This is a genomic window from Mesorhizobium sp. dw_380, from assembly GCF_018588885.1.
Taxonomy (GTDB): domain Bacteria; phylum Pseudomonadota; class Alphaproteobacteria; order Rhizobiales; family Rhizobiaceae; genus Mesorhizobium.
Genome location: NZ_JAFFIW010000010.1, coordinates 30518 through 43661, shown reverse-complemented (window position 1 = coordinate 43661; position 13144 = coordinate 30518). Strand labels below are relative to the sequence as shown.

Below are 13144 nucleotides of genomic sequence, written 5' to 3'. Positions count from 1 at the left end.
GGATTATCCCACCGCGTTCAACAGGGCCGTCATCATATCGTCGACGGTCTTCATCATCCGGGCCGATGCCTGATAGGTATGCTCGAGATCGAGCATCAGCGACATTTCCTGGTCGACATTGACGCCGGTCGCATTGGACAGGGCCTCTGCGCTGCGCTGTGCCAGCGCTTGCTTGGCATCGGCGGCGGTGGAGGCCTGCTGGCGCATGCCCTGGAGCCAGCCGATCGAATTGGCGGCGTAGTCGGAGACGCTTGATGTGGCCGAAATCCCGGCGGCGGGATCGAACGTCATCGGCTGGTCGAGCCGGTCGCCATAGGCGATCAGAAGACTGGAATAGGAAGCCCCGCCACTGGTGTTGGCGATGTAGGCAGCGCCGTTGGTGCCGCCGTCGCGCAGCAATGTCGGATTGCCGCCAGCACTCGGATCCATCGCCGCATTGATGCTGATCGTGCCGGCTAGGCCATTGACCAGCGTGCCCGCGGCTGGCACAGCCGGCGCGCCGGACCAGGTGAACAGTCCGGCGGCGTTGGGCATCGACGGCGCGGTCTCGGCAAAGGCCGTGATCAGGCCGCGCGCGGTCTCGTCGAGCTGGCTCTGCATGGTCGAGGCGACGCCGTCGCGCAGCTGCAGCAGGCCGGCAAGCTTGCCGCTGGCGCTGGTGTTGCCGCCGGCTCCCGCCGAAACCGGCACGTTGTCGATATAGACGGTGTTGCCGGCGGCTCCGGCGGCATAGCCGGCCGACGGCGTGAAGCTCACCGTGCGCGGTATCGTCTCGAACAGCGTGGTGCCGTCACCCGTGGTGATGACCATGTCATTGTCGCCGCGCGTGAAGGTCGATACCGGAACATAGTCCGCGATCTTCTTCAGCAGCGCGTCGCGCTGGTCGAGCGCATCGGAAACATCGGTGCCGGAACGGGTTCCGGAAATGACCGCCTGGTTGGCGTCCTGGAACTGGCTGAGCAGCGAGTTGAGATCCTTGACCGCCGTGTCGATCTGGCCATCGGTCTGGGTGCGGAAATCCTGAATGGCCTGGGAGCCTTCATTCAGGGAGCGCACGACCTGCTTGGCCGCGTCGATGACGCTGGAGCCGAGATTCTGGTTGGAGGGCGAAGTGGCGTAGAGCTGCAGCGCCTGCTGCAGATTGCCGATCGCGGTCGAGGGCGAGGACGCATTGTCGACGCCATTGACCGAAACGTCCAGCTGATCCATGCCGCTGTAAAGCGCGTTCTGGCCGCTATACGCCGAGAGGGCGCCGAGGTTCTGCCGGAAGAGCAGGTCGTTGGTGATGCGCTGGATGTCAACCGAACGCGCGCCGGGCGCCGTGCTGGTGACGAGGGCGATGCGGCGCGCATAGTCCGGATTGGAGGCGTCGGAGATATTGCGCGTGACAACGCTGGTCTGCCGTGCGGTGTTCAGAAGCGCCGATTGGGCGATGCTCAATGCGGAAGATAGCGACATGCTGGTCTTTCACGGGCAATGCCCGGTTTATCTCTTCAGGTTGACAAGGACGTCCATCAGGTCGGAACCGGTCTGGAAGACTTTCGAATTGGCCGTGTAGCTGCGCTGCGCCGCGATCATGTTGGTCAGTTCCTCGGCGATATCGACGTTGGAATTCTCGAGCGCGCCGGAGATGATGGAGCCGAGCTTGCCTTCATTGGCAAAGCCGACGCGGACCGCGCCGGATTCGGTGCCTTGCGCGTAGACGTTGCCGGGCAGGGCCTTGAGCTGGTCCGGACTCTGCACGTCGGCCAGCGGGATCTTGTAGAGCGGCTTGGTGGAGCCGTCCTTGTATTGCGCGTAGATGGTGCCGTCCTTGCTGATCTGGACCTTGTCGATGGTGCTCGGCGCATTGCCGTTGACCTGGGCATCGGAAACCGTGAAGCCGGTGCCGAGCTGGGTCAGCTTCGACAGATCGAGATTGAGGCTGGCGCCGTTCGGCACGGTAAACGTAACGCCAGTGGTGGCGCCGGTCAGCTTGCCGGTGGTGGTGTCGAAGGTCAGGTTGGCCGAGCCCAGAGCGCCGCCGGCGGCGTAGGGGAACGAGGTCCCAGGTGTAGCCTTTGACTGGTCGAAAACCGACACCTCCCACGTGCCAGGGCCAGTGTTGGTGAAATAGACATCGCACAGCACCTTGTTGCCGAGATTGTCGTAGGCGACCATCGAGGATTTCGAGGTGTATTGCGCGCCTGCCGAGTTGGTGGAGGGCAGGCTGCCAGCCGCGACCGGCGTGGCACCGGCGGGCAAATTGCCGGTGTAGGTGCCCTGGGTGCTTGGCGTCGCGGTCATTCCCTGGTCGGAGATGACGACCGGAACCAGTCCGTCGAAGCCGTTCACCGTGGCCGCCGGCACGCCGTTGGCGTAGCTGTAGGCCATGAGCTGGAAGCCGGCCGCGTTGACCAGCCTGCCCTGTGCATCAGGAACGAAGGCGCCGGCGCGGGTCAGGAAGGGCGTGCCGCTGGGGTCCTGGACGACGAAGAAGCCATCGCCGCTGACGGCGAGGTCGGAGACCGAGGTCGTGTATTGAAGCACGCCCGGATCGCTGACCGCCTGCCGGATCGTCGTGGTGACGCCGCCGGAATTATAGGCGCCGCCCGTCGAGGGCATGACCAACGTCGAAAATTCGGCGGAGGACCGCTTGTAGCCGGTGGTGTCGGAGTTGGCGATGTTGTCGGCGGTTGTCGACAGGCGGTTTGCCTGAGCGTTCATGCCGGAAACGCCGGTCCGCATCATTCCGTAGAGGCTCATCGAGATGTCTCCGCAATATCCATGCCACTGGCAGCGAGGCTACGCGTCCTGTCTTGCGCGAGGCTGGCGCGGCGCGGCATCAGAACACGAGCCGGTAGCCGAGGAATCGCTTGGAATCGATCGGGTCGGTGCCCAGCTTCTCGCGCAGTTTCTTGCGCAATTTGCTGATGTGGCTTTCCACCACGTTCTCCTCGACCTCTTCGTCGAAGATGCCGTAGATGGCGTTGAAGACTTGGGTCTTGGTGACGCGGCGGCCGCGGTTGCTCGCCAGATATTCGAGGATGCGGCGTTCGCGGCGCGGCAAGGGCAGCGGCTGGCCGTCGATCTCGGGGTCGCGGCCGTCCATGAAGATGCGCATGGCGCCGATCTCGGTGTAGGCCACATCCTCATGGGCGCGACGGCGGATGGCGGTGATGCGGGCCAGGATCTCTCTGATATGGACGGGCTTGCGGATGACGTCGTCGACGCCGCTCTCGAACAACCGGAGCGTGTTTTCCAGCGAATGCTGCTCGCTGAGTGCAATGACCGGAGCGCCGGTGCGGTCGCGGATCTGGCGCGGAGAGATGGCGCCGTCACGGCAGTCGCCGATCAGGAAGGCCCGCACCGAGCGCAGGTCGGTGTCTGCGGCCGAGTTGACCCACTCGCCGAATTCGCCTGGCGCGAAGCCCGCGCAGGCGACGCCCTCGCGATCAAAAAGTGAATTGTATCCCTCAGTTACGAGCTCTCGCTCGTCAACGATCACGATCATCGGCCCCGCCTCCGAATCAGCTCATTTGCCCCGTGGGGAAAGGCGTAGCCGCTGGCGGGAATCCTGAACAACCATCATTTCTTGTAACTAGTTTCTTGGGAGTCTGGAATCGGAACGGTTGCATTAGCGTGCGACCAGATGTGCTTGCGGGGCAAGTCTTGACGAAGTCGAAACCGAAACCCGGGAGCCGCGCGATTGGTTTATTAGAAGTGGAAAATACGCTTATGGGTTGCAGAAGGCGCGGGCGTTGGTGGTCCATTTGCCGAAGCCGGTGGCGACCATGTTGGCGATCACCCTGCAGACATAGACCTTCTGCGCCGGGTCGTTGTCGGGACCGGCATTATAGCGGGCGACCGCCATCGACCAGGTTTCGTGGCGGGCATGGAGACTAGCCAGGAAACGCGCCGCGTAGTCGACGTTCTGGCGCGGGTCGAGCATGTCCTCGACGCTGCGAAAATGCGAGGAATGATAGTGATGGTTGATCTGCATGCAGCCGAGATCGATCAGCGTCTTGCCCTCGCGCTGCGCATTGGCGAATGTGGCAAGCGCCTCGGTCCGGCTCCTCGGAAAGACCGCTTTTCCTTCTATATTCAAGGCGTTGGGCTGAAGGCTGCCTTTCTTCCCGGTTTCCGTCAGGCCGACGGCATAGAGGATGCCGGCGGGCACGCCATAGCGGTCGGCGGCACGCAGGATCTCGGGCTCGCAGGGATTGGTCGCGGCGGAGGCACCACTCGCGAGGCTAGATAAACATATCGCCGCCAGCGCGCTCGCGAGAAGGCGAAGTGGCGCGGCCGTAGTCCTGCACGTCATCATGGTTACCTCTTGCGGACTGCTGGCCCGGTTGCTGGCCGCCGGCTCCGCTGTTTCCGCCGCCGGAATTTCCGGGCTGAAAGGACGGCTGGTCGCGGCCAGGCGCGGCGGCGAGAGAGGCGGTTGCATCGGCCCTGGTTGTAGCCGGTACTGCAACTGATGGTTGCATGATGGTGACCTTATCAACCTCGAAACCGAGCCCGCGCAACGACTTGACGATCGCCTCGCTGTCACCGGAAAGCCGGCGGTAGGCGTCGTGCGTTTCGGGCTTCAGTTCAATCGAAAGTTGTTCTCCGGAGAGGCGAAGATGGGCCGTGACCATGCCCAGTTCGGCCGGGTGAAGTTCGATCTTCAGCACATGTGTCGGAACGGCAACAGGGCCGGCGAGTTGGGCGGTCGACGAGGCCGTTGAAAGCGCCTGGTGGGGGCCTCCATCGGCCGCCACGGCATTGATCACGTTGAGCGCTGCCTGGCTCATCGGAGCCTGCGGCGGAGCAGGGAAGCTGCGCTCCGAAACCACGTCGATGCGCGCCGACGCAGGGAGCTGTTTTCCTGACTCGGACCGCAACGAAGACTGAACGTCGGCGATCGACTTCAATTGCGGCGCCGCATGCTTCGGCTTCACGCCCGGCACCTCGGCGGTCGCCGTCTCCGGCAACGGGCCGGCAGCGATCGCATTGTCACGCCGCGACGCGCCAGCGCCGGCATCGCGGACGGACTGGACATCGAGCTTGGTCAGCGGTCCGTCGACGAGCGACGCCCGCTCAGGCTTCGACATGGGTTCGGGGTCATCATGCCCGGCGGCGGATGTCGCACGATAGGCCTTCGGCAGGAGCCGCCCGTCGAGTGCAGGTTGCTGTCCGGTTTCGCTTGCGTCGGCTGAATTGGCCGATGTCGAGAAATGGCGCAGGTCATGAAACGCGATCAGTAGCGGCAGATGGTCGTCGAGCGGCGTTGCTCCGGCATCGGTCGCCGGCATTTCGGTGTCGGCGTCCTTGTCCGCCCCAAAGTCCGTGCCGTCTTTCGTGGATTTCGCGGATCCGGTCGGTGCGGTCCTTACCTTGCCGGCCGGCATCGGTTCGTCCTCGCCTGCCTGTGCCGCAAGGCCAGCGGCAAGCTTGCTCCAGCGCGGATCGCGGGGCCCGGCCTCGGTCGCCGATTGCTTTTCCGGGTGGGCCTTGCTTGCGCCGCCATGCACCATCTCGCCGAAACCGGAATCATCGTTCTTTCCGGGCGCGGCCGGCAGCTCCGCCGTACGCGCGGCGGTAAATCCTGGCAGGGCCGGGCCGAGGCTGGGGGTCATTTCGGGGCGGCTCCAAGCATCTGGTCGATCAGGTCGAGCTGTCGACGGGTTTTCATCATGGCGGCGTCGGTCGGGTCGTTCATGTCGGGACCGGCAGGGGTGGCCGTCGCCGATGCCGGCAGGACCGTTGCTGAATCGGTGGCAGATACCGGGGCCGGCGAAGCCGGCGCGGCTACCGCCGTTCCGCCGGCTGACGCGACTGCGGGCTGTTCGGAGACAGCACCCTCTACGGGCGGCAATCCAGCAGCATCAGCAGCCTGCGCGGTGGCGACCTCGGATTCGGGCTGGGGTGCCACGGCCGAAGGCGTCGGACTTGCGGCTGGAAGGGAAGCGGGCGGCGCCACCACTTCGCCGGCGATGGCCTGGGCGGCGTCGAGCAGGGCACGGTCACCGTCCGACAGCCTGCTGCGGTCGATCCTGCCGAGCTTGCTGCGCACGTCCTCGATCGTGTCCGAGGTCACGGTGGACAGACTGGAATAGAGCAGCGCGCGCGGATCGCCCTGAATGGTGTTGCCGTCGCGGTCATGCTCGGCCCGTGCCGATGCGAAGGCCGACAATTCGCTGAGGCCGTCGATCGCGGCACGGCGGGCGATGCGCAGATAAATCACCGTCTCGCGCTCAGGATCCATCATCGAGGTGATGTCGGCCAGCTTGTCCTGGCTGATCGACATGTGCAGCGCGATGACTCCGGAGACGAAGGAATCGGCGAACTGGCTGGCATAGGGCGAATAGAGATAGCGCTCGACATATTGGGTGGAGGCAAGCGCGAACCGTGCCGCGTCGCCTTGCGCCACGGCGATGCCGACCGAGCGCCGCAGGGCCGCTTCCTCGACCAGTGTGCCGGGGCTGAGCAGCTTGGCTTCGTCGAGCAGCGTGAGTGCCGTCGCCGGTTGATCCCCGGCAAGCAGCGACCCTTTGACCAGGGCAAGGAATGCGCCGACATCGCCAGGCAGCGCCATCGGATCGATCGGCCTCAGGGCTTCGATCGCGTCGCCGGGCCGGCCGTTCAGATAGTCGATCACACCCTTGGCGATGGCCAGGTTCCCAGGATCGGTGGCGGCGCGCGACACGGCCGCCTCGACGGTCACCGGATTGCCGCCGCTCATGCCGTAGACCAGCAGTGCCCGAAAATTCCGGGGGTCCTTGAAATCCTGCGCGTCCGCTTCGCGCAGGCGCGCATCGGTCATCTCAAGCAGCTTGGCCTGCATCGGCAGTGCCGCGTGATCGCCGGTGGCAATGCGGTCCTGGACGAGTTGCAGCGAGCGAACCAGCTGGTAAGGCTGCAGCGTGTCCTGGGCAAAGCCGGCCGACGGATACCCGGCTGCCAGCAGCAACAGGCCCATCAGCCGGCTGGTGACGGCCGCCCGGTTCATCCGCCGGTCGCCACAAGGATCTCGATGCGGCGGTTGACCGCCGACATCGGATCGGCCGGATCCTTCGGCTGACGGTCGGCGAAGCCGGCGACCTCGGTGATGCGGCGCTCGTCGACGCCGCCGCGCACGAGCATGTAGTAGGCGGAATGCGCACGCGCCGTCGACAGCCGCCAATTGTCGTAGCCGGCGCTGCGGAAGGGCCGTGCATCGGTGTGGCCGTTGATGCTGATGGTGCCCTTCTGGCCGTTGACGATGCGGCCGATCTTTTCCATCGCCAGCACCAGTTCGCGGCTCGGCACCGCCGATCCGACTTCGAACATGCCGAAGTCGAGCTGATCGGTAATCGAGATGACGACGCCCTTGTCGGTGGCTTCGACCGAGACGCCGTCATGCAGCTTGTCGCCGGGTTTGAAGGCATCGGCCAGCTGCCGCTTGACGTCGGCCGCCGCCTTCAGCGCAACGGCGGTCGGCGGCTTTTCCGCGGCTTCAGGCTTTGCAGCCTCCTGTGCCGCGGAGGCTTCCGCCTTGGCTGCGGCCTTGCTGTCTTCGGGTTTGGCCTCGCTGGGCTTGGCGTCACCGGCCTTGGCTGCGGCCGTGGCGATCTTGCCATCCTTTGCCAGGGGTTCGAGCGGTGCGTCCTTGACGGGCGGCGCCGGTGGCACGGCCTTGATCTTGGCGACCTGCGTCTCGGCGGCCTTGTCGCCGGGCTTGACCGGGTCGCCCTCGATCCTGGGGCGCTGGGCACTTGCCTCGGCACCGGGCGCTGCCACCTGCTGCGACCAGAAATCCGGCTCGAACGGATCGCGGTAGGAGGCGCCACCCGAGGCGCCGGTCGCCGGGCCGGCAGCCTGCGCGCCGCCGTCGCCCTTCTGGCTGACATTCTGCATGACGCCGGTGTCGGTGGCGATTTCCGAGAGCACGGCGTAGGGATCGGCGAAGAGATGCTCGTCGGACTGCTCAGCCTGCTTCGGCTCCTGCTTGTCCTGCTTGCGGTTGGATGAGCCTGCGGCGCCGATGCCATTCTGTCCGGATTTTGTCGTCGCCTCCTGCGGGTCGTCGGCCGTCAGCCCGACCGCGCGCGGCCCGTCGCCGATATCCTCCAGGCCCTTGCGGCTCGACGTGCGGTCGACCAGTTTGACCGGGTTGAAGTAGCTCGCGACGGCCGCCTTGGTCTGTTCATTGGCGGCGTTGATCAGCCACATGACCAGGAAGAAGCACATCATCGCGGTCATGAAGTCGGCGAAGGCGATCTTCCAGACGCCGCCATGATGGGCTTCGTCGTGGTCGTCATGACCCCGCCGCACGATGATGATCTCGTGCCTGCCATGATCGGCGTCGGCGACGCTCATGACAGGACCTCGGAAAGCGTTGCCGACCATTCGGCCATGCGCGTCTCGAACACGGCCTCGTCGATGGTCACCGTCAGGTCGAAGCCGGGCGCCTCGATGAAGTCGAGATTTGCGGCGCGTGGCCCGAGCGATGCCTTCAGCGTTTCGAACAGCGACAGCGGCCCGCGCACGGCGATGCGCACCGCTTCGCCATCGCCGACAGCTTCGCGAACCGCGCCGGCAAGCGCTTCAAGCGAGTGCTTCTGCAGATCGTCGCTGACAACGCCGCCGATGATGCGGGCGACCGTGGCGGCGACAAGGTCCGTCACGCGCGTCTCCATGGCATCGATGTGCTGCGACACCGCCTTGCCGATGTCGCCGCCGAAGCTCTCGAGAAAAGCCTTTGCTTCCTCGGCATGGGCCTGGCGCTCTGCTTCCAGCGCCGCGTCATGGGCTGCCGAAAGCCGTTCCGCGAGCGTTGCCTCCGCCTGGGCAACGGCCTCGGCGATCAGCGTGCCGATGTCGGCCTGCGGTGCGGATGTTTCCGGCCTGCGCTCGGACGCGGCCTGAGGCTGGCTGACGCGCGGGGTGCGCGTGCCGAAATCGGGGAGAAGATCGAAAAGAGCTGCGGAGGCCATGGTTTATGCCGCGACTTCCTGGGCCGCCCATTTGCGCAGGATCTGCGCTGTGCGCTCCTCATTGAGGTCGACCATGCGGGCAAGCCGCTCCTGCGGTGCCGGCCTGATCTTCTGGCGAAGGTCATCGAGCGGAGTGGCACCTGGCCGCGCGCCGGGCAAGGCGCCGATGGCGGCACCCGCATCTGCGTTCGCGGCTGCCTCCGGTGTCGGCAACGACCGCTGGACCTCATCGAAATTGGGGCCCGATAGGGCGGGCGCCGACTTTGCCGTCAGCGCCGCCGCCATCGGCCGCAAGCCGAAGAAGGCGACCAGGAACACCACGACGACGAAAGCGCCGGCGTTGATCAGCGTGCCGGCATGCTGGCCGATGGAATCCAGCATTCCAGCCTGCGGGATCGCCTCGCCATCCAGCCCGTCGATGAACTCGACCGCCGAGACGTCGATGACGTCGCCGCGCTTGTCGTCGAGGCCGGTGGCGGAACTTACCATCTTCTGGATCTCGGCGACGCGCTTGGCGATCTGTTCGGGCGTCGCATCCTTGCCCAGGATCGTCTTCAGCCGGTCCTGGTTGACGACGACGGCTATCGACATCTTGGTTACGGTGTAGCCATTGGAGACGGTGGCGATCTTCTTGGAGTTGATCTCGTAATTGGTGATCTCCTCCTTGCGGTCGTTCGCCGAAGAGGTCTGCGGACCCTCGGTGCTGGTCGCCTGGGTCTCCGGCAGGTTCTGCTCGACGCTGGCCGGGGTCGAAGCCTGCTTCTGGTTGCTGTTTTCGTTGGCGCGCACCGACTGCACGGAGCGTTCGACGCGGGAATTCGGATCGAAAATGGTTTCTTCGGTCTGGCGAGTGTCGGTGTTGACCTCGGCCTTGACGCTGGCACGGAAATTGTCGGGGCCGAGATAGGGTGTGAGCGCGCGGCGGATGTTGTCGCCGATCTGCGCCTCCACGGTCTGCTCGACGCCGAGCGTGCGGGCCGCACTGGTGTTGGAGGGATCATCGCCGGCGGCCAGCAGGTTGCCGTTGGAATCGAGCACCGTCACCTTGTCGGCCGAAAGGCCGGGGACCGCGGCGGCGACGAGATGGCGGATCGACTGGGCGCTTTTCTCGGCGTCGATGCCGGCATAGCGGATGACGACCGATGCCGAGGGCTGCTGCTCGTCGCGGCGGAAATTGGCGCGCTCGGACATGACGATGTGGACGCGCGCCGCCTTGATGCCCGATATGGACTGGATGGTGCGGGCGATCTCGCCCTCGAGCGCACGCACGCGAGTGATCTGCTGCATGAACGAGGTGAGGCCCATGGCGCCGACATTGTCGAACAGTTCGTAACCGGCATTGGCGCTGGTCGGCAGACCCTTTTCGGCAAGCAGCATGCGCGCCTGCGCCGTAGTGCCGGCCGGCACCAGCACGGAAGTTCCGTCGGCGCCGACGTCGAAGCCGATGCCGGCCTCGCCCAGAACCAGGCCGATCTGGTTCACGTCGGAGCGGTCGAGCCCGACGTAGAGCGTGTCGTAGGCCGGGCGGTTGAGATAGACCGAGGCGATGCCGATGACGCCCATCACCAGGACGGCGATGCCCGCCAGCATGGCCAGGCGCCTGACGCCAAAGCCGCGGAGATTCGAGATGATGCTCTGGATCTGTTCCGGCACGATTGAGCGACTCCCAGCATGACTGTCCGCCGGAACACTAGCCCCCGAAGCTTGTGCGAAAATGAAATCGGGCCGCGCTTGCGGCGCGGCCCGTGAATGGGAAGTACGGATATCTGTCAGCTACGGCTGAACTAGCCGTTCTTGAACAGCGACAGGATCGACTGGGAGGAGCTGTTGGCGATCGACAGCGACTGGATGCCGAGCTGCTGCTGCACCTGCAGCGCCTGGAGGCGGGTCGATTCCTTGTTCATATCGGCGTCGACGAGCTGGCCGACGCCGCGGTCGATGGAGTCCATCAGGCTCTGCGTGAAGGTCTTCTGCAGGTCGATGCTGCTCTTGGCCGAACCGAGGATGGTGGCGGAGTCGGTCAACTGGCTCATCACCTTGTCGATCTTGCCGACCATCTGGGTGATGATATCGTCGGTTACGCCCGCCGCCGTGATGTCGAGGTTGTAGGCGGAAACGTTGTCGATCCTGGCAACCGCCGCTCCGGCCGCGGTCTGGCCCGCGTTGTTGGCGGCGATGTCCGTGCCGCCGCCCGCGAGCGCGGTCGCATAGGCGGTGTCGTACAGGCTCTGGGCGGCCGCCGTGGCGTAGACGGAGGTCTGGCGGTCGAGCGTGCCGTAGTTCTTGACGCCGGTGGCGAGGCCGGAATCGAACAGCTTGGTGCTTTCGACATTGATGTCGATCGTACCAAGCGAGATGGCGCCCGACGAGGAGCGGTTGAACGAGGATACGATCTGGGCGTCAGCCTGGACGCCGTCATTGGCGGCCGAGACCTGCTTGGACGTCACCGAAAGGTAGTTCGAACCCGAAAAAGTGGCGGCATCGGCAAAGGACTTCATTTGCGCCTGGAGCGCCGTGATTTCGGTCTGCGTCTTTGCCTTGGCGGCAGCCGTCTGGCCAATGGTGGAAAGCAGCTTGGTCTTGATCTTGCCGATCGTGTCCAGCGCATTGTTCATGCCGGTGTAGGCCGTGTCGACCTTCGAGGCGCCGAGACCGAGGGCATCCTGCACGGTCGACAGCGCCTGGTTGTCGGAGCGCATCGTCGTGGCGATCGACCAGTAGGCGGCGTTGTCGGAGGCCTCTGAGACCCTGTAGCCGGTCGAGATCCGGGCCTGTGTCTGCTCGAGCGATTTGTTGGTGGCGTTGAGGCTTTGAAGTGCTGTCAACGCCGCAGCGTTTGTCATGATGCTCGCCAAGAAACTCGCTCCTTTTTCCAGGCCGGTTTCTCAAAACCGGCGTTGCCCTCGCGAGCCGCCTGGCCCGCCCATGGATTGCCGTCGCGCCGACCGGGCCGATTCGCCAATCCGTTGTAAGCTATTGGTTAACCATGACTAGCGCGTTATGGTTAACGGCCTGTTAAAGGCTCGCTTTCGAGGGTTAAGGAACGAGGATTGCGCGGGGCTGGAGCAAACGCAAAACGGGCCGCGCTTTTGGCGCGGCCCGTTTGCTTGATGTAATCGGTTGAGCGCGATCAGCCGCGGAAGAGCGACAGGATCGACTGCGACGATCCGTTGGCGATCGACAGCGCCTGGACGCCGAGCTGCTGCTGGACCTGCAAGGCCTGCAGACGGGTCGATTCCTTGTTCATGTCGGCATCGACGAGCTGGCCGACACCGCGATCGATGGAGTCCATCAGGTTCTGCGTGAAGGTCTTCTGCAGGTCGATGGAGCTCTTGGCGGCGCCGAGCTTGGTGGCGGCGGTCGTCATATCCTTGAGCGCGGCGTCGACGACGGTCATCATCTGCTGGATCTGGGTATCGCTGGCGGCCGTGGTGCCCGAGAAGATTTTCAACGAGGCGACCGAATAGGTGTCGGTAGCAGCCGCGGCAGCGCCGAGGGTCGGGGCCGAGGCCGCTGCAGCAACGCCGGAGATGCCGAGGCGGTCGGTGTCGAGGATGCCTTTGGCAGTCGCTGAAGCACCGGCTTCATATAGCTTGATGCTTTCCACGTTGACGTCGATCGTGGAGATTGAAACCGCGCCGGTGGCGCTGCGGTTGAAGGCCGAAACGATCTTGACGTCGGCAGCCGTCGTGGCCGTGCCACTGTTTACGGACAGCATGTTGGTGCCGGAGAAGGTGGCGCCGTCGGCATAGGACTTCAGCTGCTTCTGAAGAGCGGCGATTTCGACCTGGGTCTTTTCCTTCGACGCATCCGTCTGGCCGTAAGATGCGGTCAGTTTCTGCTGGATCTGGTTGATCGTGGTAATCGCGCTGTTCATGCCGGTGTAAGCGGTGTCGACTTTCGAAGCGCCGAGACCGAGCGCGTCCGAAACGGTGGACATAGCCTGGTTGTCGGAGCGCATCGTGGTGGCGATCGACCAGTAGGCGGCGTTGTCGGAAGCCTGGGAGACGCGGTAACCCGTCGAGATGCGGGCCTGGGTGTCCTGGAGGGATTTGCTGGTGGCGTTGAGGCTCTGCAGCGCGGTCAACGCGGCGGTGTTCGTCATGATGCTGGACATGATACTCGTACCTTGATTTTACGGGTGTTTTTTTGACATACCGGCTTGTCCGGTATGACGGAGCGGCATCATGCCCATGACC

At 64.7% G+C, this 13144-nt stretch carries 11 protein-coding genes; all 11 read right to left on the bottom strand.

The genetic code is table 11. The features are described from left to right. Positions 1 to 3: 3 nt before the first annotated feature. Entirely contained in the window at positions 4 to 1458 is a 1455-nt protein-coding gene (gene flgK, locus JT360_RS12670; protein WP_214471955.1) for a flagellar hook-associated protein FlgK, read from the bottom strand. Positions 1459 to 1485: 27 nt separating this feature from the next. Further along, complete coding sequence (locus JT360_RS12665; protein WP_214471954.1) at positions 1486 to 2745, bottom strand: flagellar hook protein FlgE; 1260 nt, start codon at positions 2743 to 2745, stop codon at positions 1486 to 1488. A 79-nt stretch (positions 2746 to 2824) separates the two neighbouring features. Further along, the gene (locus JT360_RS12660; protein ID WP_010911291.1) at positions 2825 to 3493 is read right to left on the bottom strand and encodes a response regulator transcription factor; all 669 of its coding nucleotides are present in this window, start codon (positions 3491 to 3493) and stop codon (positions 2825 to 2827) included. Between the two features lie 222 nt (positions 3494 to 3715). Further along, complete coding sequence (locus JT360_RS12655) at positions 3716 to 4303, bottom strand: transglycosylase SLT domain-containing protein (protein ID WP_214471953.1); 588 nt, start codon at positions 4301 to 4303, stop codon at positions 3716 to 3718. Next, positions 4233 to 5606, bottom strand: a complete 1374-nt coding sequence (gene fliK, locus JT360_RS12650) for a flagellar hook-length control protein FliK (RefSeq protein ID WP_214471952.1) — start codon at positions 5604 to 5606, stop codon at positions 4233 to 4235. The genes JT360_RS12655 and fliK overlap by 71 nt, the downstream gene beginning before the upstream one ends. Continuing rightward, positions 5603 to 6979, bottom strand: a complete 1377-nt coding sequence (locus JT360_RS12645; RefSeq protein WP_214471951.1) for a MotC family chemotaxis protein — start codon at positions 6977 to 6979, stop codon at positions 5603 to 5605. Before JT360_RS12645 ends, fliK begins: the two co-directional genes overlap by 4 nt. Continuing rightward, on the bottom strand, positions 6976 to 8328 hold the full coding sequence (locus tag JT360_RS12640) for a MotB family protein (RefSeq protein ID WP_214471950.1): 1353 nt from the start codon (positions 8326 to 8328) through the stop codon (positions 6976 to 6978). Before JT360_RS12640 ends, JT360_RS12645 begins: the two co-directional genes overlap by 4 nt. Next, complete coding sequence (locus tag JT360_RS12635) at positions 8325 to 8945, bottom strand: hypothetical protein (protein WP_214471949.1); 621 nt, start codon at positions 8943 to 8945, stop codon at positions 8325 to 8327. The genes JT360_RS12640 and JT360_RS12635 overlap by 4 nt, the downstream gene beginning before the upstream one ends. Before the next feature lie 3 nt (positions 8946 to 8948). Beyond that, positions 8949 to 10598: a flagellar basal-body MS-ring/collar protein FliF gene (fliF, locus tag JT360_RS12630; RefSeq protein WP_214471948.1), complete on the bottom strand. Its 1650-nt coding sequence runs from the start codon at positions 10596 to 10598 to the stop codon at positions 8949 to 8951. Positions 10599 to 10729: 131 nt separating this feature from the next. After that, positions 10730 to 11800, bottom strand: a complete 1071-nt coding sequence (locus JT360_RS12625) for a flagellin N-terminal helical domain-containing protein (protein WP_214471947.1) — start codon at positions 11798 to 11800, stop codon at positions 10730 to 10732. 275 nt (positions 11801 to 12075) lie between these two features. Continuing rightward, a complete protein-coding gene (locus JT360_RS12620; RefSeq protein WP_214471946.1) occupies positions 12076 to 13062 on the bottom strand; it encodes a flagellin N-terminal helical domain-containing protein in 987 nt (328 codons plus the stop codon). Positions 13063 to 13144 lie beyond the last annotated feature (82 nt).